The following is a 23,906-nucleotide window of genomic DNA, read 5'->3' as shown; positions in this document are numbered from 1 at the left end:
GCGAGCCGGGCGAGCCGGGCGAGCCGGGCGGGTTCAGCCGTGCAGCGTCTCGCGCCAGTAGTGGCAGGCGCTGCGGCGGCCCGCCAGCTCCTCCCCCCGCTCGCCCACCACGGGCACCAGCGGAGGGAGTTCGGCCCGGCAACGGTCCTGCGCCCGGTCGCAACGGGGGTGGAAGGCGCAGCCCTCCGGGACGGCCAGCAGGCTCGGCGGCAGGCCCTTGATGGTGTGCAGGTCCTGGCCCTTCTGGTCCAGCCGGGGGATGGAGTCCAGCAGGCCCCGGGTGTACGGGTGCGCCGGCCGCGCGTACAGTTCGCGCACCGGGGCGGTCTCCACGACCCGGCCCGCGTACATCACCGCGATCTTGTCCGCGACGTCGGCGACCACGCCGAGGTCATGGGTGATCAGGATCAGGCCCATGCCGAACTCCTCCCGCAGTTCGGCCAGGAGGTCCATCACCTGGGCCTGCACGGTGACGTCCAGGGCGGTGGTCGGCTCGTCCGCGATGATCAGGTCCGGCTCCAGCGCCAGCGCCATCGCGATCATGATCCGCTGGCGCATGCCGCCCGAGAACTGGTGCGGGTAGTCGCCGACGCGCTGCCGGGCGGCGGGGATGCGCACCCGGTCCATCAGCTCGACGGCCTTCTCCCGGGCCTCCTTGCGGGTCACACCGTGGTGCACCCGGAACATCTCCCCCAGCTGGTAGCCCACGCTGAGCACCGGGTTGAGCGCGGACAGCGCGTCCTGGAAGATCATGGCGATCCGCCGGCCCCGCACGGCCCGCCGGCCGTTGTCGCTCATGGTCAGCAGGTCCTCGCCGCGGAACAGGATCCGCCCCCGGGTGATCCGCCCCGGCGGCATGTCCAGGATGCCCATGACCGCCTGCGCCGTCACCGACTTCCCCGAACCGGACTCCCCGAGCACCGCCAGCGTCTCGCCGGCCGCGACCGCGTAGCTCACCCCGTTGACGGCCCGCGCGACGCCGTCCCGGGTGTGGAACTCCACGTGCAGGTCCTCGACCTCCAGCAACGGGGTCCCGGGCGCCAGGCTCTCCCGTCCGCCGCCGATCACCTCCACCGCGTCCATGTGGGCAGCCCTCCTCAGCGCAGCAGCGACCATCGACAGGCGCAGAGCAACTATCAAGGAGCGGAGGACACTTGGCGAGCCCGCGGCAGATCTCTTTTCCATTACGGGGCGAACCGGAAGGGCGCGCCCCCGCAAGGGGACGCGCCCTGGACGCTCCGAGCGGCTACTGCGCCGCGCCCTGCCCGGCCCCGCGCTCCGCGGCGAAGTGGCAGGCCGAGTCGTGGAACGCGGCCCCCTCCAGCCAGGCCGGCGAGGCGAGCAGCGGCACCTCCACCTCGCACCGCTGCTGCGCCTTCCAGCAGCGGGTGCGGAAGCGGCAGCCCGACGGCGGGTTCGCCGGCGAGGGGACGTCCCCGGTGAGCACGATCCGGTCCCGCGACTCGCGCGCCGTCGGGTCCGGCACCGGCACCGCGGAGAGCAGCGCCTGGGTGTACGGATGCGTGGCATGGTCGTAGATCTCGGCGTCGCTGCCGATCTCGACCATCTTGCCCAGGTACATCACGCCGACGCGGTCCGAGATGTGCCGGACGATCGAGAGGTCGTGCGCGATGAACATGTACGACAGGTTGAACTCGCCCTGCAGCTGCTCCAGCAGGTTGATCACCTGCGCCTGCACCGACACGTCCAGCGCCGACACCGGCTCGTCGCAGATGATGATCTCAGGCTTGAGCGCCAGACCGCGGGCGATGCCGATGCGCTGGCGCTGGCCGCCGGAGAACTGGTGCGGGTACCGGTTGATGTACTCCGGGTTGAGCCCGACCACGTCCAGCAGGTCCTGGACGGCCTTGCGGCGGTCGCCCTTGGGCGCCACCTCGGGGTGGATCTCGAACGGCTCACCGATGATGTCGCCGACCGTCATGCGCGGGTTCAGCGAGGTGTACGGGTCCTGGAACACCATCTGGATGTTCCGGCGGACGGCCTTGAGCGCCGACCCCGACAAACGGGAGATCTCCTCCCCCTTGTAGCGGACCGAGCCCGCCGTGGCCGGCTCCAGGTTCATCAGCACCTTGGCCAGCGTGGACTTCCCGCAGCCGGACTCGCCGACGATGCCGAGCGTCTCACCCTGCATCAGGTCGAAGCTGACCCCGTCGACCGCCTTCACCGCGCCGACCTGCTTCTTGAAGAGGATGCCCCGGGTCAGCGGGAAGTGCTTGACCAGCTCCCGGACTTCGAGGATCGGCTCGCCGCGCGGCACCTCCTGCGCGAAGGCGGCGTCCTCCGGCACCGCCGCGCCCAGTGCGCCGGCCCCGTCAGCGGTCATGGAGGGTCTCCTTCCAGAAGAAGCAGGCGCTGCCGCGCCCCTCCAGCGGTGTGCCGTCCTCCTCGGTGACCGGGAACAGCTCCGGCACCTCGGCCCGGCAGATGTCCTGCGCGCGGGGGCAGCGCGGGTTGAAGGCGCAGCCCGGGGGGATCCGCAGCAGGTTGGGCGGCAGGCCCTTGATCGCGTAGAGCTCCTGGCCCTTCTGGTCCAGCCGCGGGATGGAGTCCAGCAGGCCCCGGGTGTAGGGGTGCGCGGGCCGCGCGTACAGCTCGTGCACCGGGGCGGTCTCCACGATCCGGCCCGCGTACATCACGGCGATCTTGTCCGCGACGTCGGCGACCACGCCGAGGTCGTGGGTGATCAGGATCAGGCCCATGTGGTACTCGGCCTGCAGCTCGGCGAGCAGGTCCATCACCTGGGCCTGCACGGTGACGTCCAGAGCGGTGGTCGGCTCGTCCGCGATGATCAGGTCCGGCTCCAGCGCCAGCGCCATCGCGATCATGATCCGCTGGCGCATGCCGCCCGAGAACTGGTGCGGGTAGTCGTTCACCCGCTGCCGGGCGGCGGGGATGCGCACCCGGTCCATCAGCTCGACGGCCTTCTCCTTGGCGTCCTTGCGGGAGCTCCCGTGGTGGGCCCGGTACATCTCGCCGAGCTGGTAGCCCACGCTGAGCACCGGGTTGAGCGAGGAGAGCGCGTCCTGGAAGATCATCGCGATCTTCTGGCCGCGGATCCTGCGCCGTTCCTCCTTGCCCATCTTCAGCATGTCCCGGCCGCGGAAGCGGATCTCACCGCGCGGGATCCGGGCCGGCGGCATGTCCAGGATGCCCATGATCGCCTGCGCCGTCACCGATTTCCCGGAGCCGGACTCCCCGAGCACGGCCAGCGTCTCGCCGGCCCGGACGTCGTAGTTGACGCCGTTCACGGCCCTGGCCACGCCGTCCCGGGTGACGAACTCGACGTGCAGGTCCCGTACGTCGAGCAACGGCCCCTCGTACGGCGCCTCCCGCTCGCCCTTGGCGGCGTCCACCGCTGTACTCACGATGCGCTCCCCTCGCTCAGCGAAGCTTCGGATCGAGGGCGTCGCGCACCGCGTCGCCCAGCATGATGAAGGCCAGCACGGTGACGGAGAGCGCCGCGGCCGGGAAGAACAGCACGTAGGGCGCCGTCCGGATCACCTTCTGGGCGGAGGAGATGTCGATGCCCCAGGAGATGGTGGGGTCCTGCAGGCCGATGCCGAGGAAGCTCAGCGTCGCCTCGGTGGCGATGTAGCCGCCCAGCGCGATGGTCGCGACGACGATCACCGGGGCGATCGCGTTCGGCAGGATGTGCCGGAACATCAGCCGGCCCGTCCCCGCTCCGAGCGCCCGCCCGGCCACCACGAAGTCGGACTGCTTGACGGTGAGCACCGCGCCGCGCATCACGCGGGCGATCTGGGTCCAGCCGAGCACGCCCAGCGCGATGACCACGCTCCACACCGTGCGGGTGGAGAAGGCGTTCAGCAGCACCAGGGCGCCGAGCAGCAGCGGGATGCCGAAGAAGATGTCGGTGATCCGGGAGATCACCGCGTCCACGGCCCCGCCGAAGTACCCGGCGACCATCCCGGTGAGCCCGCCGAGCAGGGTGACCGCCGCGGTGACGAAGATGCCGACGGTGATCGAGGCCCGGGCGCCGTAGATCACCCGGGCGTAGATGGAGCGGCCCTGCGCGTCGTAGCCGAACCAGCCGGCCCCGAAGACGTCTCCCCAGTCCGGCCGCTTGAGGTAGTTGTTGACCAGGTCGGCCTTGCGGGGGTCGGCGTCGGTGAACGCCCAGGGGAAGATCGCCATCACGACGAGCAGCAGGATCAGCACCGCGGAGATCAGGAAGATCGGCCGTCGGCGCAGGTCCCGCCAGGCGTCGCCCCAGAGGCTGCGGGCCGCCTCCCGCTTCTCCGGGTCGGGTTCGATCAGGGTCTCCTGCTCGACCGCCATGCCCTGCTCGCCGGCGTAGTCGAGGCGTGAGACCCCCGGCTTGGGGTGCGGTTCGTACGAGTCCTCGTCGTGGATGTCAGGCATAGCGGATCCTCGGGTCCAGGACCGCGTAGAGCAGGTCGACGATCAGGCTGGCGACCAGGTAGACGATCACCAGGACGGTCACGATGCCGACCACGGTCGGGCCTTCCTTCTGGTTGATCGCCCGGTACAGGACGTTGCCGATGCCCTGCACGTTGAAGATGCCCTCGGTGACGATCGCCCCGCCCATCAGCGCGCCGAGGTCGGTCCCGAGGAAGGTGACCACCGGGATCAGCGAGTTGCGCAGCAGGTGACGGGTGGTGATGGTCCGCCGGGGCAGCCCCTTGGCGACCGCGGTGCGGATGTAGTCGGCCCGCAGGTTCTCGCCGATGGACGTCCGGGTGAGCCGGGCGACGTACGCGAGCGACAGCGAGCCCAGGACGATGGCCGGCAGGATGAGCTGGGAGAGGTCGTAGCTGTCCTGCACCGTCGGCGTGACCCAGCCCAGGTTGGTGGCGAACACGGTCTGGGCGATGTAGGCGAGCACGAAGACCGGGATCGAGATCACCACCAGGGTCAGGATCAGCACGACGGTGTCCGCGACGCTGCCGCGCCGCAGCCCGGAGAGCACGCCGAAGGCGAGGCCGACGACCATCTCGAAGACGAAGGCCAGCAGCGCCAGCCGGATGGTCACCGGGAACGCGTCCGCCATGATGTCCGAGACCGGGCGGCCGGTGAAGCTGGTCCCGAAGTCCCCCTGGAAGAGGTTCCCCATGTAGTGCAGGTACTGCTTCCAGATCGGCTGGTCCAGGTAGTAGGTGTGCTTGAGGCTGGCCACCACGGCCGGGTCGGCGGCCTTGTCGCCGAACAGCGCCGACACCGGGTCGCCGGGCAGCGAGTAGACCATCAGGAAGATCAGCAGCGTGGTGCCGAAGAACACCGGGATCATCTGCAGCACCCGCCGCAGCACGTAACTGCCCATCCGAGCCTCCTTCCTAGGTGCCCGACCGGCCGGGCCGGTCGGCCGGGAGACCGCGCCCCGCCCTCCGTGCGGGGAGGACGGGGCCGGTGCGGGGGATCAGGGCGCGGGGATCAGCCCTTGACCTCGACCTGGGTCCAGGCCGGGTTGCCGAAGGAGTCGAACTTCACGTTCTGCACCTTGGTCGAGTAGCCCGAGTTGGTGCGGTAGTACCAGAGCGGGATGGCCGGCATGCCGCTCGGCAGCACGGCCTCGGCCTGCTGGTATCCGGTCACCGTGTCGGCGACGCTGGCGGCCTCGTCCGCCTTGGTGGCCGCCGCGTCGAACTGCGGGTCGCTGTACCCGAAGTCGTTGGAGGCGGCGCCGGTGCGGTAGACGTCGGACAGGAAGTTGGCGTTCAGCGGGTAGTCCTGCACCCAGCCGGTGCGGAACGCGCCGTTGATCGTGTGCCCGGTGATCGCCGCCCGCGCGGTCTTGAAGTCGGGCTTCGGGTCGCCCAGGCAGTCGACGCCGGTGCTCTGCCGGATCGAGTTGCAGACGGCGTCGACCCACTCCTTGTGGCCGCCGTCCGCGTTGTAGGTGATCAGCAGCTTGTTGCCGGGGACGCCACCGCCCTCCTGGATCAGCTGCTTGGCCTTGGCGGCGTCGAACTTGCAGAAGTCCCCGCAGGCGCCGTCCTTGTAGCCCTCGACGCCCTCGGCCACCCAGGCGGTGGCCGGCTTGCGGGAGCCCTGCAGCACCGTCTTGGTGATGACGTCGCGGTCGATCGCCATGGACAGGCCCTGGCGCACCTTGGCCTTGTCCGGCGCGGACCAGTCGGCCTGGTAGAGCGTGAACCCGATGTTCTGGATGGCACCCTGCGGGGAGTCCACCGCCCGGTCGCCGAGGTCGTTCTTGTACGTCGCCAGCGCCGACGGCGGCACCTGGTCCATCACGTCCAGGTTGTTGGACTGCAGGTCCGCGTACGCCGCCTCGGACGTGGTGTACATCTTGAAGACGATGCCGCCGTTCTTCGGCTTGTCCACGCCCTGGTAGTCCGGGAAGGCCTTGGTGACCACCTGCGTGTTGTGCGCCCAACTGACGAACTGGTAGGGGCCGTTGCCCACCGGCTTCTGCCCGTACCCGGCCGGGTCCTTGAAGAAGCCGTCCGGCAGCGGGGAGAAGGCGATGTAGCCGAGCTTGTACTCGAAGTACGACACCTTGTGGCTCAGCTTGACGGTGAAGTGCAGGTCGTCGGTGACGGTCAGACCGGACATCTTGTCGGCGGTCGGCTTGCCGGAGGCCGGGTGGACGTCCTGGTAGCCCTCGATGTCCGAGAACCAGGAGCTGTTGATCTGGTTGCTGGCGGGGTTGGCCCCCCAGTTCCAGGCGTCGACGAAGTTCTTGGCGTGCACCGGGGTGCCGTCGTGGAACTTCCAGCCGTCCTTCAGCGTGATGGTGAAGGTCTGCGAGTCACTGGTGTCGATCTTGTCGGCGACCTGCATCCGGATCTTGGCATTGCTCGGGTCGTAGTCCACCAGCCCCTTGAAGAGGTTCTGGATGATGCGACCACCGCCGACCTCGTTCGCGTTCGCCGGCTGCAGCGGGTTCTGCGGCTCGCTGCTCTGGTAGCTGAAGGTCTTGCTGGTGTCCGACGAGCTGCTGCCTCCTCCGCCGCTGCTGCTGCACCCCGTGGCCACCAGGGCCACGGACGTCGCAACGGCGAGGACCCAACGAGCACGGGCGGCTGCGGGCATGAAGGTCCCTCCTCAAGGTGTGTGTCGCATCACACCCCATGAGAAGCGCGGCCCGGCGACGGCGCGAGTCGGGTGCACCCGGATGGGTGCCGTGACCCCCCTGTCGAGTTGACGCGGCGCCGAAGTGACGCAGCGCCGGACGTCACGGACGACGGAAGGGCCCGTGGCGGGAAGCCACGGGCCCTTCCGGGGAGAGCGGGGATCAGGCCGCGGCCTGCTCGCGGACCGCGGGGAAGTGGCAGGCCGATTCGTGCGCGGCCGCGCCCTTCAGCACCGAGGGCACCGCGAGCAGCGGGGTCTCCTCGGCGCAGCGGTCCTCCGCCTTCCAGCAGCGGGTGCGGAAGCGGCAGCCGGACGGCGGGTTGGCCGGCGAGGGGATGTCGCCGCTCAGGATGATCCGCTCGCGGGTCTCGCGCGCCGTCGGGTCCGGCACCGGCACCGCGGAGAGCAGCGCCTGGGTGTACGGGTGGGTGGCGTTCTCGTAGATCTCCTCGTCCGAGCCGATCTCGACCATCTTGCCCAGGTACATCACGCCGACGCGGTCGGAGATGTGCCGGACGATGGAGAGGTCGTGCGCGATGAACATGTAGGAGAGGCCGAACTCGCCCTGCAGCTGCTCCAGCAGGTTGATCACCTGCGCCTGGACGGACACGTCCAGGGCGGAGACCGGCTCGTCGCAGATGATGATCTCCGGCTTGAGCGCCAGACCGCGGGCGATGCCGATGCGCTGGCGCTGGCCGCCGGAGAACTGGTGCGGGTACCGGTTGATGTACTCCGGGTTCAGACCCACGACGTCCAGCAGGTCCTGGACGGCCTTGCGGCGGTCGCCCTTGGGCGCCACCTCGGGGTGGATCTCGAACGGCTCACCGATGATGTCGCCGACCGTCATGCGCGGGTTCAGCGAGGTGTACGGGTCCTGGAACACCATCTGGATGTTCCGGCGGACGGCCTTGAGCGCCGACCCGGACAGCGTGGAGATGTCCTCGCCCTTGAACAGCACCTGGCCGGAGGTGGCCCGCTCCAGGTTCATCAGCACCTTGGCCAGCGTGGACTTGCCACAGCCGGACTCGCCGACGATGCCGAGCGTCTCACCCTTCTTCAGCTCGAAGGAGATGCCGTCGACCGCCTTGACCGCGCCGACCTGCTTCTTGAAGAGGATGCCCTGGGTCAGCGGGTAGTGCTTGACCAGGTCCTTGACCTCCAGGATGTTCTCAGCCATGGAGGGTCTCCTTCCAGAGGTGGCACGCGCTGCGGCGGCCGGTGAGCTCCTTGCCGTCCTTGTCCGTCACGTGGTGCAGCGCCGGGATCTCCGTGCGGCACAGGTCGGTGGCGACGTCGCAGCGGGGGTTGAACGCGCAGCCCGTGGGAACCTTCAGCAGGTTCGGGGGGAGGCCCTTGATCGCGTAGAGCTCCTGGCCCTTCTGGTCCAGGCGCGGGATGGAGCGGAGCAGGCCCTTGGTGTACGGGTGCGCGGGGTTCGCGTACAGCTCGTGCACCGGGGCGGTCTCCACGATCCGGCCGGCGTACATCACGGCGATCTTGTCCGCGACGTCGGCGACCACGCCGAGGTCGTGGGTGATCAGGATCAGACCCATGTTGTACTCGGCCTGCAGCTCGGCGAGCAGGTCCATCACCTGGGCCTGGACGGTGACGTCCAGGGCGGTGGTGGGCTCGTCGGCGATGATCAGGTCGGGCTGCAGGGAGAGCGCCATCGCGATCATGATGCGCTGGCGCATGCCGCCGGAGAACTGGTGCGGGTAGTCGTTCACCCGCTGCCGGGCGGCGGGGATGCGCACCCGGTCCATCAGCTCGATGGCCTTCTCCTTCGCCTCCTTCTTGGAGGCGCCCTGGTGCACCCGGTACATCTCGCCGAGCTGGTAGCCGACGCTGAGCACGGGGTTGAGGGCGGAGAGCGCGTCCTGGAAGATCATCGCGATCTTCCGGCCGCGGATCCGGCGGCGGTCCTCGTTGCTCATCTTGAGCATGTCCTGGCCGCGGTACAGGATCTCGCCCTGGGTCACCTTGCCCGGAGGCATGTCCAGGATGCCCATGATGGTCTGCGCCGTCACGGACTTGCCGGAGCCGGACTCTCCGAGCACGGCGAGCGTCTCGCCGGCCGCGACGGAGTAGTTGACGCCGTTCACGGCCTTGGCGATGCCGTCCCGGGTGTGGAACTCCACGTGGAGGTCCTTGACCTCCAGGAGCGGGGTTCCGACTTCGAGACGGTCGTTCTGCTGGTTGTTCTCGATCACGGTGGTCATCGGGTCGTCACCTCTTCTCTCAGCGGAGCTTCGGGTCGAGGGCGTCGCGCACCGCGTCGCCGAGCATGATGAACGCGAGCACCGTGATGCTCAGCATTCCGGCGGGGAAGAACAGGGCGAACGGAGCCGTGCGGATCACCTTCTGGGCCGAGTTGATGTCGATGCCCCAGGAGATGGTCGGGTCCTGAAGACCGATGCCGAGGAAGCTCAGCGTCGCCTCGGTGGCGATGTAGCCGCCGAGCGCGATGGTGGCGACGACGATCACCGGGGCGATCGCGTTCGGCAGGATGTGCTTCAACAGGATCCGGCCGGTGCCGGCGCCGAGCGCCTTGGCCGCGGTCACGAAGTCGGCCTGCTTGACCGTGATGACCGAGCCGCGCATGACGCGGGTCATCTGGGTCCAGCCCAGGACGACCAGGGCGAAGACCACGCTCCAGATCGTGCGCGAGGTGAAGGCGTTCAGGATCACCAGGGAGCCGAGCAGCAGCGGGATGCCGAAGAAGATGTCGGTGATGCGGGAGATGATCGTGTCGATCCAGCCGCCGAAGTACCCGGCGAGCATGCCGGTGATGCCACCGAGGATGGTCACGCCGACGGTGACGGTGATGCCGACCACGACCGAGGCGCGGGCGCCGTGGATGACGCGGGCGTAGATGCTGCGGCCCTGGAGGTCGTAGCCGAACCAGTCCGCCTGGAAGAAGTGGCTGTAGTTCGGCTTCGTCAGGTAGTGGTTGCGCAGGTCGCCGGCGCGCGGGTCCACCGAGGTGAACAGGCCCGGGGCGATGGCGATGACGATCAGCAGCAGGATCAGCAGCGCGGAGATCACGAAGATCGGCTTGCGGCGCAGGTCGTGCCAGGCGTCCGAGCCGAGGCTGCGGGCCTTCTCCTGCTTCGGCGCCGCGGCCTCCGCGGTGCGCTGGGCCGGGATCTCCGCGGCGTTCTTCTTCTCGGTCAGGTCAGGCATAACGGATCCTCGGGTCCAGGACCGCGTAGAGCAGGTCGACGATCAGTCCGGCGGCCAGGTAGACGAGCACCAGGAAGGCCACGAAACCGGAGACGGTCGCGCCCTCCTTCATGTTGATCGCTTGGTACAGCGCGTGGCCGACGCCCTGGACGTTGAAGATGCCCTCGGTGACGATCGCTCCGCCCATCAGGGCGCCGAGGTCGGTGCCGAGGAAGGTGACCACCGGGATCATCGAGTTGCGCAGCAGGTGGGTGCCGATGACCTTCCGGCGCGGCAGGCCCTTGGCCACCGCGGTGCGGACGTAGTCGGCCTTGATGTTCTCGGCTATGGAGGTACGGGTGAGGCGCGCGACGTAGGCCAGCGACAGCCCGCCGAGCACGACGGCCGGCAGCACCAGCTGGGTGATGTCGTTCGAGTCCTGGACGGTCGGGGTGACCCACTTGAGGTTCTGGCCGAAGACCGTCTGGACGATGAAGCCCAGGACCGGGACCGGGATCGAGATCAGCAGCAGGGTGAAGACCAGGGCGCCCTTGTCGAACGCCTTGCCGCGGCGCAGGCCGGCGAACAGGCCGATGCCGATGCCGACGACGATCTCGATGGCGAACGCGAACAGCGCCAGCCGGATGGTGACCGGCAGCGCCTCGGTGATCTTGTCGAGCACCGGACGTCCGTCCAGGGCCTTGCCGAAGTCGCCGGTGAGCAGGCCCCCCATGTAGTCGAGGTACTGCTGGACCAGCGGCTCGTCGAGGTGCTGCTGGTGCTTCAGCGCGGCGAGCTGCACCGGGTCCGGTGCCTTGTCGCCCCACAGCGCTGCCAGCGGGTCACCGGGCAGCAAGTGCACCATGAAAAAGATGAGTGCGGTCGTTCCGAGGAACACCGGGATCATCTGGAGCAGTCGCCTTGCGACAAAGCGCCCCATCGTGCCTCCATGTATGACTCTGCCGGGCCCGTCAACCCGGCCAGAGATAAGTCGGCGTGCCAACGGCCGGTGCCAGTCCTCGCCCTTGTGGGGATGGGACGGGCACCGGCCGTTGTCACCGGGTCAGGCGGTGCCGACCGATTACTACTTCTTGACCTCGACGTCGGTGTAGACCGGGTCGCCGAAGGAGTTGAACTTGACGTTCTGGACCTTCTTGGAGAAGCCCGAGTTGGTCTTGTAGTACCAGAGCGGGATCGCCGGCATGTCCTTGGCCAGAACCTCTTCGGCCTTCTGGTACAGCTCGGCGGTCTTCTCCACCGAGGTGGCCGCGTCGGCCTCGTGCGACAGCTTGTCGAACTCGGGGCTCGAGTAGCCGGCGTCGTTGGCGGCCGCACCGGTGCCGTAGACGTCGCGCAGGAAGTTGGCGTTCAGCGGGTAGTCCTGCACCCAGCCGGTACGCATCATGCTCGGGACGGTCTTCTTGGTGACGATGTCACGCGCGGTCTTGAAGTCCGGCTTCGGGTCACCGAGGCACTCGACGCCGGTCGCCTGGCGGATCGAGTTGCAGACCGCGTCCACCCACTCCTTGTGGCCACCGTCGGAGTTGTACAGGATGGTGATCTTGTTGCCGGGAACGCCGCCGCCCTCCTGGACGAGCTGCTTGGCCTTCTCCGGGTTGTACTTGCAGGCGTCGCCGCAGGTGCCGGCCTTGTAGCCCATGACGCCCGGCGCCACGAACGAGTCGGCGGGCTGACGGCTGTTGTTCAGGACCGTCTTGGTGATGGTGTCGCGGTCGATCGCCATCGACAGGCCCTGGCGGACCTTGGCCTTGTCCTGGGTGCTCCACTCGGCGTTGTACAGCGCGAAGGAGATGTTCTGGATGGCACCCTGCGCCTGGTCGACGGCGCGCTTGCCCAGGTCGTCCTTGTACTTCGGCAGGTCGGTCGAGTCGACCTGGTCCAGCACGTCCAGCGTGTCGGACATCAGGTCCTTGTACGCGGCCTCGGGCGAGGTGTAGGCGCGGAAGACGATGCCGCCGTTCTTCGCCTTGTTGATGCCCGTGTACTTGTCGTAGGCGGCCAGGGTGACGGCCTTGTTGTGCTCCCACGACACGAACTTGTAGGGGCCGTTCCCGACCGGCTTCTCGCCGTAGCCCTTCGGGTCCGCGAAGAAGCCCTCGGGCAGCGGGAAGAAGGCCGAGTAGCCGAGCTTGTACGTGAAGTACGAGACGGGGCTGGTCAGTTCGATGGTGAAGTGGGTGTCGTCGACGACCTTGAGGCCGGACATCTCCGTGGCGGTCGGGTCACCCTTCTCCGGGTGCACCGCGTCGTAGCCGACGATGTCCGAGAACCAGTCCGAGTTGATCTGGTTGTTCGCCGGGTTGGCCGACCAGTTCCAGGACTTGACGAAGGACGAGGCGGTGACCGGGGTGCCGTCGTGGAAGGTCCAACCGGACTTCAGCGTGACGGTGTAGGTCTTGGCATCGGTGGTCTCGATCTTGTCGGCCACCTGGTTGCGCAGGGCACCGGTCGCGGGGTCGTAGTCGACGAGGCCCGTGAAGAGCTGCTTGACGATACGGCCGCCCTGGTTCTCCATGGCGTTGGCCGGCTGCAGCGGACGCTGCGGCTCGGCGCTCTGGTAGCTGAAGACGCCCTGGGGGTTGACCGCAGCGCCATCGGAGCTGCCCCCGGAGGAGTCGCTGCCCCCGCTGCTACAAGCAGTCGCGGCAAGGGCGACCGCAACAGCTGCGACAACCCACTTGGCCTGGCTCCCACCACGCATCGGTGTGCCTCCTGAATTCGACGTTGCAACGAGGAGAGCACTGCGGAACGGTTGTCACCGGGCCCGCTGTGCCGTCCGCGCTCGTGGTTTCGGCGCGCACCCCTGCGCGTTCACCCTTGACCCGAGCCTGACTGCACCCACTATCCGTCACGCACGGACACGAAAGTGACCAGTGACGATCTCAATTAGGTCACATGAACAGTCGGTAAGTTTCGAAAACCGGACATTTGAGACATAGCCAGACAGGTACCAAACGGACAGTCGTCATGCATGACGAACCGTCGTGTCCGCTCAGCGGACACCCGGGTGTGATGAGCGTTATTCGGTTAATAGCGGCCCCGACAACTTGGAGTAGTTGAAAAAGTTCGCCCCCCTCTCCAAAGGAAAGGGGGGCGAATCATTCCGGCCAATGGCCGTTCAACGCGTCCGGATCACGCCTTCTTGGCGCGCGAGGCAGTGCGTCCGCGGTCCTTCTGGTCCAGGACGACCTTACGGATGCGAACCGTCTCCGGGGTCACCTCGATGCACTCGTCCTCGCGGCAGAACTCCAGCGACTGCTCCAGCGAGAGCTTGCGCGGCGGGACGATCGACTCGGCCACGTCGGCGGTCGAGGACCGCATGTTGGTGAGCTTCTTCTCCTTGGTGATGTTGACGTCCATGTCGTCGGAGCGGGAGTTCTCCCCGACGATCATGCCCTCGTACACCTCGGTGCCCGGCTCGACGAACAGCACGCCGCGCTCCTGCAGGTTGGTCATCGCGAATGCGGTCACCACACCGGCCCGGTCGGCGACCAGGGAGCCGTTGTTGCGGGTCGTCAGCTGACCGAACCACGGCTCGTGGCCCTCGTGGATCGAGTGTGCGATGCCGGTGCCGCGGGTGTTGGTCAGGAACTCCGTGCGGAAGCCGATCAGACCGCGGGACGGGACGACGAACTCCATCCGGACCCAGCCCGAGCCGTGGTTGGACATGTTGTCCATCCGGCCCTTGCGGACACCCATGAGCTGCGTGACCGCACCCATGTGCTCCTCCGGCACGTCCACGGTGAGGCGCTCGACCGGCTCGTGGACCTTGCCGTTGACCTCCTTGGTGACCACCTGCGGCTTGCCGACGGTCAGCTCGAAGCCCTCGCGGCGCATGGTCTCGATCAGGATGGCCAGCGCCAGCTCACCGCGGCCCTGCACCTCCCAGGCGTCCGGGCGCTCGGTGTCCAGCACGCGCAGCGAGACGTTGCCGATCAGCTCGCGGTCCAGGCGGTCCTTCACCTGGCGGGCGGTGACCTTGCGGTCGACCTTGACGCCGGACTTGGCGTCCGCGCCCTTGCCGCTGCCGCCCCGGCCGACCAGCGGCGAGGTGTTGGTGCCGATGGTCATCGAGATGGCCGGCTCGTCCACCGTGATCAGCGGCAGCGCGACCGGGTTCTCCGGGTCGGCCAGGGTCTCGCCGATCATGATGTCCGAGATGCCGGCGACGGCGCAGATGTCACCGGGGCCCGCCACCTCGGCCGGCTTGCGGGTGAGCGCCTCGGTCATCAGCAGCTCGGAGATGCGGACGTTCTGGATCGAGCCGTCGCGCTTGATCCAGGCCACCGTCTGGCCCTTGCGCAGCTCGCCCTGCTCGATGCGGAGCAGCGCGATGCGGCCGAGGAAGTTGTCGGCGTCCAGGTTGGTGACGTGGGCCTGGAGCGGGGCGTCCTCGTCGTAGCTCGGGGCCGGGACGTGCTCCAGCAGGGTGGAGAAGAACGGCTCCAGGTTGGTGCTGTCCGCCGGGACGGTGCCGTTCTCCGGCTTGGTCAGCGACGCCACGCCGTCACGGGCGCAGGCGTAGACGATCGGGAACTCGATCTGCTCCTCGTCCGCGTCCAGGTCCAGGAACAGGTCGTAGGTCTCGTTGATGACCTCGTCGATCCGGGAGTCCGGGCGGTCCGTCTTGTTGATGCAGAGGATGACGGGCAGGCGCTGGGAGAGCGCCTTGCGCAGCACGAAGCGGGTCTGCGGCAGCGGGCCCTCGGAGGCGTCGACCAGCAGGACGACCGCGTCCACCATCGACAGACCGCGCTCGACCTCGCCACCGAAGTCGGCGTGGCCCGGGGTGTCGATGATGTTGATGGTGATCGGCGCGCCACCGTCCTTCGGGTGGTACTTGACCGCGGTGTTCTTCGCGAGAATGGTGATGCCCTTCTCGCGCTCCAGGTCGTTCGAGTCCATCATGCGGTCGTCGAGCTGCTGGTGGGCGGCGAAGGCGCCGGCCTGCTTCAGCATGGCGTCGACCAGCGTGGTCTTGCCGTGGTCGACGTGGGCGACGATGGCGACGTTACGGATGTCGTTGCGCGTGGGCATGCCTTGCGGATTCTCCCGGAATCGTGGGTTGCGGCGCCCGGCTGCGTGACGCGCACTTGCGATCCCTGTCGATCGCCGCCGCCCGTTCCGCCTGCTACTACCGGTCCACCCGCCGGGCAATGGACATGCCTCGGCTTCCTCCTATCGTACGGGGAAGCCCCCAGATGGGCGGAAACGAGCTGGTCGGGCGGGACCAAGATCACAGCGGTGTCACGTGCCGTTCGCCTCGCGTCCGCCCTACCGCAGCCCCTGGGCACCCCCGGTCCGGCCCAGGTCCTGGAAGCGCGGCCAGGCGAAGCCGAAGGCTCCCGCGCCGGCCACGTCGCCGCGGACGGCGACCAGCTCGGGGCGCTGGTAGAGCGGCACCGAGTGGCCGAGCTGCCAGATCCGTACGTCGGCCTCCTGCAGCAGGTCCAGCCGGGCCGCCGGGTCCAGTTCGGCGGACGCCCGGTCGAAGAGCCGGTCGATCTCCTCGGTGCCGCTGCGTCCGTAGTTGGTGCCGGCGTCGAGTGCGCCGTCGGGGCCGGGCCGGGGCTTGGCGTAGGCGGGGCGCTGCTCGCCCGCGGGGCTGGGACCGGCCGGCCAGGAGAACAGCGCGAGGTCGTAGTCCCCGACGGCCAGGTGGTCCTGGACGAAGGTCTCGGCGGGCGCGGTCACCGGCTTCAGCGCGATCCCGGACTCCTCCAGGTCGGCGGTGAGCGCGTCGGCGGTGCGCTTGGCGGTCGCCGAACCGGCCGGGACGAGCAGGGTGAGGGCGAGCTCCTTGCCGTTCTTCGTGCGGGTGCCCCGGCCGCCGGGCCGCTTCCAGCCCGCCTCGTCCAGCAGCCGGGCGGCGTCCGTGGGACCGGCCGCCGCGCTGTTGTCCCGGTAGCCCTCCTGGTCCCCGGCGAGCAGGTGGCTGCCGAGCGGCGCGGCGGGCAGACCGAGCGGGGCGAGCGCGGCCTCGGCGATCCGCCGCCGGTCGACCGCCCGGCCGAGGGCGCGCCGGACGGCCTGGTCGGTGAGCGGGCCGCGGGCGGCGTTGACGGTGAGCTGGGTCAGCGAGGCCGCGGCCGCCCGGTGCACGGTGATGCCGGGCAGCGAGTCGGCCCGCCGCAGTGCCGTCGCCGCCGCCTCGGGCGCGGCCGCGGGGGCGGCCGCGGGCGGGGCCGCGGCCGCGGCGGCGGGGGCGGTGGCGGGCGCCGCCCGGTCCACCGCCGCGGTGAGCGGGGCGACGTCCAGCCGGTCCTGGTCGAGCGCGTCCAGCCGCTGCCCGGGCGGCACAGCGAGGAACTCGATCCGTTCGGCCTTCGGCCGGTCGCCCCACCAGAGCGGATTGCGTGCCAGGGTGACCCGCCCGCCCTCGGGGTCGTACCCGGAGACGGTGTACGGCCCGGCACCGGGGTGGCCCACGCCGGTCAGCGGCCGCTGGAAGACGTCCGCCCGCCCGGTCTCGGCCGCCGGGTAGAGCGGCCCGAACAGCGAGCGCCATTCGGCGTACGGTCGGCGGAAGGTGACCCGCACCTCGTGCGGGTCGGCGCCCTGGGCGACCGAGTCGACGGCGTCGTAACCGGCCGGGTGCCCGCCCCGGTAGGCCGGGTCGAGGCCGGACAGGGCGGCCCGCTGGGCGGCGAGGTCCGCGGCCGTCAGCGGGGTGCCGTCGCTCCAGACGGCGTGCGGGTTCAGGTGGTAGGTGACGACCTGCGGCTGCTGCCCGGGCGGGGTGGACTCGGCGCCGGCCAGGTAGTCCGGGTCCGGCACCAGCCGGCCGTGCTCGTCGGGGCGGAACAGCGAGGGGTAGAGCGCGTGGGCGAGCAGCGCCGAGTCGGCGGTCGCCGCGCCCTGGTAGACGTTCAGCGTGGCGGGGACGCCGTCCACCGCCCAGCGCAGCGTGCCGCCGTCCCGGACGGCGGTACGGTCGGCCGGCCGGACGTCCCCGGTGGTCGCGGTGGGGTCGGCCGAGGCCGGCACCGGAGCGGGGGCGCGGACGGGGCCGGGGTCGGCGGAGCAGCCGCCGAGACCGGCGGCGAGCAGCAGCGCGGCGGCTGCGGCGGTGAGCTGGCGGGCGCGCATGGCGGCCATCGAACGCCGCCGCCGCGGCCCGGTCCGCACCGACACGGCGGGCCGGGGGCGACTGCACCCTTACGGCCCAACCCCTCGCACCGGCCCGCCGGGGCGGCTACAGCGCCAGCTCGAACCAGACGATCTTGCCCTTCGGCGTGCGCCGGCTGCCCCAGCGCTCGGCCAGCAGGCTGACCAGCTGCAGGCCGCGCCCGCCCTCGTCGGTCTCCTGGGCGCGCCGCTGCCGGGGCTGCGCGTAGCCGTCGTCCCAGACCTCGCAGACCAGGCCGCGCTCGCGCAGCAGCCGCAACCGGATCTCGCCCCGCCCGTGCTTGAGGGCGTTGGTGACCAGCTCACTGACCAGCAGCTCGGTGGTGTCGACCAGCTCCTCCAGCCCCCGGGCCAGCAGCCAGCTGCAGGCCTTCTCGCGGGCCTTGGCGACGGAGGTGGGCTCGGGCGGCAGGAACCACTGGCCGACGGCGTCCTCGGGGAACGCGTGCACCTTGGCCATCAGCAGGGCGATGTCGTCCTCGCCGTGGTGCGGGTTGAGCTCGCCGAGCACGTGGTCGCAGAGGTCCTCCAGGGCCTTGCCCCCGGCGGACAGCGCGGTGCGGAAGGCCCGCAGGCCCTCGTCCAGCTGGTGCTTGCGGCTCTCCACCAGGCCGTCGGTGTAGAGGCCGAGCACGGCGCCGTCCGGGAGGTCCACCTCGACCTCCTCGAAGGGCTCGCCGCCGACGCCGAGCGGGAGCCCGGGCGGCACGTCGAGCATCCGGGCGCCCTCGCCGGGGCTGAGCAGGACGGGCGGCAGGTGGCCGGCGTTGGCGATCCAGCAGCGGCGGGTGACGGCGTCGTAGACCGCGTAGACGCAGGTCGCCAGGTACACCTCGCGGGCCTCCTCGTCGGCCGTCGAGGTGAGCCGCCCGTACGGGGTGGGCGGGCTGACCGGCACGGAGTCGTCGCCGAGCCCGCGGGCGATCTCGTCCAGGGCGGTGAGCACCTCGCCGGGCTCCAGGTCGAGCATGGCCAGGGTGCGGACGGCGGTGCGCAGCTGGCCCATGGCGACGGCGGCGCGCAGGCCGCGGCCCATCACGTCGCCGATGACCAGCGCGGTGCGGTTGCCGGGCAGCGGGATGACGTCGAACCAGTCGCCGCCGACCTCGGTGTTGTTGTTGCTGGGCAGGTAGCGGCAGGCGATCTCCAGGCCGCTGGCGGCCGGGTTGCCCGGGGGCAGCAGGCTGCGCTGGAGGATCAGCGCCCGCTCGTGCTCGCGGCGGTAGAGCCGGGCGTTGTCGATGCAGACGGCGGCGCGGGCGACGAGCTCCTCGGCGATCGCGACGTCGCGGGCGTCGAAGGGCTCGCTGCCGATCGCCCGGGAGAGCTGGACGAGGCCGAGCACCTGGTCGCGGGCGACCAGCGGGACGATCAGGGTGGAGCGCAGCAGCGGGTCGGGCCCCGGCTCCGGGACGACGCTGCGGCCGGTGCGCAGCGCCCGGGCGTGCGGGGAGCGGCGCGGGTAGCAGAGGGTGCCGCCGGCCTCGGCGATGGGCAGGCCGGTGACCGAGCCGAGCACCGAGGAGGCGCCGCCGACCACGCTGGAGACGGCGACCCGGCGCAGTTCGCCGCTGCCGTCGGTGAGCACGGTGTCGCCGAGCCGGCCGGCGCTGGGGACGGTCTCGCCGGACAGCAGCGCGGTGTAGAGGTCGACGGTGGCGAGGTCGCAGAACGGCGGGACGACGACGTCCAGCAGTTCCTTGGCGGTGGTCTCCAGGTCGAGCGTGGAGCCGATGTGCGCGCTGGCCTCGTTGAGCAGGGCGAGGTTGCGGCGCACGCCGTCCGCCTCGCGCTCGGCGACGTGCCGGCTGGTGACGTCGGAGACCTGCCCGGCCACGCCCATCGGCTGCCCGGCGGCGCCGTTGAGGCGGTACAGCGAGACGGCCCAGAGCCGGTTGCCCTCGCGGGTCGGGACGGAGCCGTGGAAGCGGAGGTCGAAGACGGGCTCGCCGGTGGCGAGGACCTTGCGCAGGGCGGCGGTGAGCCGGTCGGCCTCGGACGGCGGGAAGAGGTCGTGCGGGGTGAGGCCTTCGAGGTCGCCGGGGACGAGGCCCATGCCGGAGGCGAAGGCGTCGTTGACCCGCTGCAGGCGCAGCCGGTCGTCGAACAGCACGAAGCCGGTGGGGGTCTGTCCGAAGACGGCCTCGGAGGCGGCGAGGTCGGTCTCGATCCGGCGCAGCCGCCCGAGGTCGACGGCCAGGCAGGTGGCGCCCGCGGTGGGCAGCGCGCTGTCGGGCATCAGGTAGAGCTCGGCGAGGCCCTCGCCGCCGCCGGCCTCCCGGTAGGGGGTGGTACCGACCCACTCCTCGCCGGCCAGGGTGCGCTCCAGCCGCGCGCGGCCGCGCTGCCAGAGCTCGCGGGGGACGAAGGTGGCGATCGGGTCGGCGCCGACGGCCTCGGCGGCGGGGATGCCGAAGAACTCCGCGGCGCGGTCGCTCCACTGGCTGATCCGGCCGTCGGGGCCGATCGCGAAGGTGGCGACCCGGATGTAGTCGTAGATCGATCCCGGATCGCCGGCGCCCCAGGGTTGGGACTCGGTGAGGGGGTGGGCACCGCGGCTCGTGGCGCCGCCGGCCGGCGGGTCCGCCGGTACGGGCAGGTGCGACGAGCCGGCCTGCCCGGGTACAGCGGCATGACCGCTGCTGCTCGGCGCGTTCCGCGCCGGAGTGCTGTTCAACGGACCGACCCCTCCAACCCGCGACCGTCCGGATGTCGAGAAGACCGAGTATTCATCATCGAGGGGTACGTTCACACGCCCTCAACATCACAACATCAGATCGGGCGAAGGTTTTTGTCCTACCGCCCGCGCCACCACAATGCCACGCTCGCGCCCCCTGCCGGAGCGCGCGCTCCCCCCGGGCTCCCGATGGCATATGCGGCGCCGCTCGTCCGGGGTCCGGTCCGGGCCCGGTGGCGTCACGCCTCGTCGGGCTCACTGCCCGGCAGCGCCTGCTCGAACCAGACCACCTTGCCGATGCCCTCGGCCCGGGCGCCCCAGTGCAGCGCCAGCCGGCGGACCAGCTCCAGGCCCCGGCCGCCCTCGTCGGCCTCGGCGGCGTGCCGCTCCCGGGGCGGGTCGGGCAGCGGGTCGGAGATCTCGACCAGCAGCGTCTCGCCGAGTGTCAGCCGCACCCCGATCGGGGCGCTGGCGTACCGGACGGCGTTGGTGACCAGCTCGCTGACCAGCAGCTCGGCGGTGTCGGTGAGCGCCTCGACACCCCACTCGGCGAGCGTGGCGCGGACCAGCCGACGCGCCCGGGAGACGGCGGTGGGCTCGGCGGGCAGGGTCCAGCCGGCCGTCGGGGTGCCGGCCTGGCCGTGGCCGAGCCGGGCGAGCAGCAGCGCGACGTCGTCCGGCTCGCGGCCCTGCTCCATGGTGTCGAGCACCGCCTCGCAGGCGGCCTGGATGGAGGCGTACGGCTCCTGGAGCACGGTGATCAGCCGGCCGAGGCCGACGTCCAGGTCCTTGTCCCGGGACTCCACCAGGCCGTCGGTGCACAGCGCGAGCAGGCTGCCCTCGGGGATCTTCAGTTCGACCGACTCGAACGGGACGCCGCCCACCCCGAGCGGGGCGCCGGAGGGCAGGTCGAGGATCCGGCCGGTGCCGCCGGGCAGCGGGCTGCCGGTGCGGGTCGGCTCCTCGGTCTCCTGGCCCGGCACCACCAGCACCGGCGGGATGTGCCCGGCCTTGGCGACGGTCAGCCGCGCCGTCCCCGGGTCGAAGACCGCGTAGACGCAGGTCGCGAGCAGCGCCTCGTCCGGGCCCTGGGCGAGGTCGTCGGCCAGTTCGTGGACGTGCCGCAGCAGGACGTCCGGCGGCAGGTCCAGGGCGGCCAGCACCCGGACGGCGGTGCGCAGCCGGCCCATGGTGGCGGCGGCCCGCAGGCCGTGGCCCATCACGTCGCCGACCACCAGCGCGGTGCGGTCGCCGGGCAGCGGGATGACGTCGAACCAGTCGCCGCCGACCTCGGTGCCGCTGCTGCCGGGCACGTACCGGTAGGCCACCTCGACGCCGGTGGGCTGCGGGACCTGCTGCGGGAGCAGGGTGCGCTGGAGGGTGAGTGCGGCGGTGCGCTCGCGGGCGTACAGCCGGGCGTTGTCCAGCGAGCTGCCGGCCCGGTCGGCGAGCTCGACGGTGAACGCCAGGTCGTCCCGGTCGAAGCCCTCGCGGTAGCCGGCCCGGCTGACCAGCAGCAGTCCGATCACGATGCCGCGGGCGCGCAGCGGGACGGCGAGCATCGAGTGCACGCCGAGGTCCCGGGCGGCCTGCATCTTCGGGTCGCCCGGGTAGGTGACGTCGTCGAGCTGGTCGGCTCCGGAGAGCAGCTCGGGCACGCCGGTGCGCAGCACCCGGCCGCAGGCGGAGTCCTCGGCGAAGGTGATCCGGGCGCCGCGGCGCAGCATCACGTCGACCTCGGGACCGTCCTGGACGGAGGCGGTGCCGAGCTGGAGCAGCGAGGTGCGCCGGTCGTGGCCGTGCCGGGGCAGGTCGTCACCGTGCGCGACGGCCTGCAGCAGGATCACCGCCGAGTGGTCGGTCAGCCGGGGGACCACCGAGCTGGCGAGTTCCTGCGCGATCCGGGAGGCGTCCAGCAGGTCACCGACCCGGGAGCCGAACTCGTTGAGCAGGGAGAGCCGGCGCCGGGCGTGCTCGACCTTGGCGACCGCCCGGTAACGCTCGGTCACGTCCATCACGGTGCCGGAGATGCCCAGCACCCGGCCGGAGCGGTCGGTCATCCGGCTGTAGGAGATCGAGCGGTACCCGGCCCGGGTGGTGACCGGGGAGGCCAGCGTGACGTCGATGACCGGCTCGCCGGTGGCCAGCACCTGGCGCTGGATGGCGGTGATCTCGTCGGCGGCGCGCTCGGGCAGGGTCTCGCCGGTGGTGCGGCCGACGTGGTCCTCCAGGGCGACGCCGTTCATCTCGGCGAGGGTCTGGTTGACCGCGGTGTAGCGCAGGTCGGTGTCCAGGATGGCGATGCCCAGCGGGGACTGCTCGAACAGCGCGTCCCGCACCGCGAGGTCGCGCTCGACGGCCCGCACGGCGGCCGCCTCCGCCATGCTGACCTGCAGGAACGGGGTGCCGTCACCGTCCACCAGGAGCGAGATCCGGGCCTCCACGGCGATCGGCGCGCCCGGCCGGTCGCGCAGCTCCGCGTAGCCGGCCCAGCGGCCGTGCCGCAGGGTGTCCTGGATCGCGACCCGGATCCGGGCGACCTGCTCCTGGTCGGGGATCAGCTCCTCGATCCGGCGGCCGACCAGCAGCTCGTTCGGCCAGCCGAGCAGTTCCTCCGCGGCGGGGCTCCAGAGCACCACCCGGCCCGCGGTGTCGAGGATCGCGATGGCCACCTTGAGCATGTCGAGCAGGCTGCCCTCGGACGGCACGCCGGGACCGTCCGGGGGGTCGCCGGGCCCGCCGGGGAAGGGCCGGCCGGGGCGGCTGCGCAGGCCGGAGCGGTCGCCCGGCTCGGGGAGCGCGAGGGTGGGCGCCGGCCGGGCGGGCCGCTCGGCGTCGGGGGCGGCGAGGGGGCCGCGGCGGCGGCCGGCCCGCGGCTGGGGGGCGGCCGGGCGGGCGGCGCGGCGCAGCCGGGCGCGCGCGGAGGCGCCGCCCGCGGTTCCTGTCCGCCGCTCTCCCCCGCCGCCGTTCCCGGTACTCGACACCGACGGGGCCTCCGGCTCTGGTCGGGATCGGCGTCGCCGGCTGGGGGCGGCTCACCGATGGTGACGAATAGTGCCGAAAAGTGACATACCCAGCAGAACCCAGGCTATCCCGGCCGCCGGGTCGTCTTGTCCGATTGACCTACCCGGCGGACAGCGCGTCGCCCACCGCTCCCGGAGCGGCGAGCAGCCGGGCGACGTACGGCAGCACGTCGCGGTCGTGGTCGATCCAGTCGACGGCGTCCAGCTCGTCCGGGCCGAGCCAGCGCAGCGCGTCGTGGTCCTGCAGCGCGCGGGGCTCGCCGGCCAGCAGTTCAGCCGCCCAGAAGCGCAACTCCAGGCCGGGGCGCACGGCCCACGCGCCGGGCAGCCGGGCGAGCGCCCGCGCCCTGACGCCGAGCTCCTCCAGCAGTTCGCGCTCCAGTGCCTGCGCCTCGGTCTCACCGGGCTCGGCCTTCCCGCCCGGGAACTCCCACCGGCCGGCCACCGCCTCGGGCGCGCTGCGCCGGGCGGCGAGCACCCGGCCGTCGTGCACCAGCGCGCCGCCCACCACGATCCGGGGCTCGACGGGCCGGTCCGCGGGCGGGTCGGCGGGGCGTGCGGCGGGTGTGGCGTCCATGGCCCCGACCCTACGGCCTCAGGCGTTCCGGAGGGCGGCGTCCCCGCTCCCGGGCTCCCCGGCGGGCTCCGCGGCCCCGGCCTCCTCGACCCAGTACAGCTGCTTGTGGCCGCGGACCTCGAACTCGGCGGCGAGCCGCCGCGCCTCGGGGCCGTCCAGGTCCTTGGCGACCAGGAAGCGGTTGCCGTTGTCGTCCTGCCGCATCACCCGATAGGTGCCCATG

At 71.1% G+C, this 23,906-nt stretch carries 17 protein-coding genes; all 17 read right to left on the bottom strand.

The window, feature by feature from the left end; all coding sequences use genetic code 11:
* Positions 1-33 precede the first annotated feature (33 nt).
* Positions 34-1,083, bottom strand: coding sequence for an ABC transporter ATP-binding protein (locus ACZ6Y7_RS13920; RefSeq protein WP_465758135.1), 1,050 nt, complete (start codon positions 1,081-1,083; stop codon positions 34-36).
* A 163-nt stretch (positions 1,084-1,246) separates the two neighbouring features.
* Complete coding sequence (locus ACZ6Y7_RS13915; protein ID WP_465758134.1) at positions 1,247-2,344, bottom strand: ABC transporter ATP-binding protein; 1,098 nt, start codon at positions 2,342-2,344, stop codon at positions 1,247-1,249.
* Positions 2,334-3,386, bottom strand: a complete 1,053-nt coding sequence (locus ACZ6Y7_RS13910; RefSeq protein WP_465758133.1) for an ABC transporter ATP-binding protein — start codon at positions 3,384-3,386, stop codon at positions 2,334-2,336. Before ACZ6Y7_RS13910 ends, ACZ6Y7_RS13915 begins: the two co-directional genes overlap by 11 nt.
* A gap of 16 nt (positions 3,387-3,402) precedes the next feature.
* On the bottom strand, positions 3,403-4,317 hold the full coding sequence (locus tag ACZ6Y7_RS13905; RefSeq protein WP_465758382.1) for an ABC transporter permease: 915 nt from the start codon (positions 4,315-4,317) through the stop codon (positions 3,403-3,405).
* Positions 4,318-4,393: 76 nt separating this feature from the next.
* Positions 4,394-5,320, bottom strand: coding sequence for an ABC transporter permease (locus tag ACZ6Y7_RS13900; RefSeq protein ID WP_465758132.1), 927 nt, complete (start codon positions 5,318-5,320; stop codon positions 4,394-4,396).
* A 110-nt stretch (positions 5,321-5,430) separates the two neighbouring features.
* Positions 5,431-7,053 (bottom strand): peptide ABC transporter substrate-binding protein, encoded by a 1,623-nt coding sequence (locus tag ACZ6Y7_RS13895; protein ID WP_465758131.1) that lies wholly within the window; start codon positions 7,051-7,053, stop codon positions 5,431-5,433.
* A 202-nt stretch (positions 7,054-7,255) separates the two neighbouring features.
* Positions 7,256-8,272 carry an ABC transporter ATP-binding protein gene (locus ACZ6Y7_RS13890; protein WP_465758130.1) on the bottom strand — a complete coding sequence of 339 codons (1,017 nt, stop codon included), beginning with the start codon at positions 8,270-8,272 and terminating at the stop codon, positions 7,256-7,258.
* Positions 8,265-9,314 (bottom strand): ABC transporter ATP-binding protein, encoded by a 1,050-nt coding sequence (locus ACZ6Y7_RS13885; protein WP_465758129.1) that lies wholly within the window; start codon positions 9,312-9,314, stop codon positions 8,265-8,267. Before ACZ6Y7_RS13885 ends, ACZ6Y7_RS13890 begins: the two co-directional genes overlap by 8 nt.
* Before the next feature lie 19 nt (positions 9,315-9,333).
* Positions 9,334-10,278, bottom strand: a complete 945-nt coding sequence (locus ACZ6Y7_RS13880) for an ABC transporter permease (RefSeq protein ID WP_465758128.1) — start codon at positions 10,276-10,278, stop codon at positions 9,334-9,336.
* Positions 10,271-11,197, bottom strand: coding sequence for an ABC transporter permease (locus ACZ6Y7_RS13875; protein ID WP_465758127.1), 927 nt, complete (start codon positions 11,195-11,197; stop codon positions 10,271-10,273). The genes ACZ6Y7_RS13880 and ACZ6Y7_RS13875 overlap by 8 nt, the downstream gene beginning before the upstream one ends.
* A 144-nt stretch (positions 11,198-11,341) precedes the next feature.
* Complete coding sequence (locus ACZ6Y7_RS13870) at positions 11,342-12,979, bottom strand: peptide ABC transporter substrate-binding protein (protein WP_465758126.1); 1,638 nt, start codon at positions 12,977-12,979, stop codon at positions 11,342-11,344.
* Between the two features lie 431 nt (positions 12,980-13,410).
* Complete coding sequence (gene typA / locus ACZ6Y7_RS13865; RefSeq protein ID WP_465758125.1) at positions 13,411-15,315, bottom strand: translational GTPase TypA; 1,905 nt, start codon at positions 15,313-15,315, stop codon at positions 13,411-13,413.
* A 237-nt stretch (positions 15,316-15,552) separates the two neighbouring features.
* On the bottom strand, positions 15,553-17,367 hold the full coding sequence (locus tag ACZ6Y7_RS13860; RefSeq protein WP_465758124.1) for an ABC transporter family substrate-binding protein: 1,815 nt from the start codon (positions 17,365-17,367) through the stop codon (positions 15,553-15,555).
* A gap of 106 nt (positions 17,368-17,473) precedes the next feature.
* The gene (locus ACZ6Y7_RS13855) at positions 17,474-20,083 is read right to left on the bottom strand and encodes a SpoIIE family protein phosphatase (RefSeq protein ID WP_465758123.1); all 2,610 of its coding nucleotides are present in this window, start codon (positions 20,081-20,083) and stop codon (positions 17,474-17,476) included.
* A gap of 239 nt (positions 20,084-20,322) precedes the next feature.
* The gene (locus ACZ6Y7_RS13850) at positions 20,323-23,067 is read right to left on the bottom strand and encodes a SpoIIE family protein phosphatase (protein ID WP_465758122.1); all 2,745 of its coding nucleotides are present in this window, start codon (positions 23,065-23,067) and stop codon (positions 20,323-20,325) included.
* A gap of 139 nt (positions 23,068-23,206) precedes the next feature.
* Positions 23,207-23,683 (bottom strand): NUDIX domain-containing protein, encoded by a 477-nt coding sequence (locus tag ACZ6Y7_RS13845; RefSeq protein WP_465758121.1) that lies wholly within the window; start codon positions 23,681-23,683, stop codon positions 23,207-23,209.
* An 18-nt stretch (positions 23,684-23,701) separates the two neighbouring features.
* Entirely contained in the window at positions 23,702-23,905 is a 204-nt protein-coding gene (locus tag ACZ6Y7_RS13840; RefSeq protein ID WP_465758120.1) for an SPOR domain-containing protein, read from the bottom strand.
* Position 23,906: the final 1 nt, after the last annotated feature.

It is taken from the genome of Kitasatospora sp. NPDC053308 (assembly GCF_055585785.1).
The sequence above is the reverse complement of the archived record's forward strand: the minus strand, read 5'-3'. Positions and strand labels throughout refer to the sequence as shown.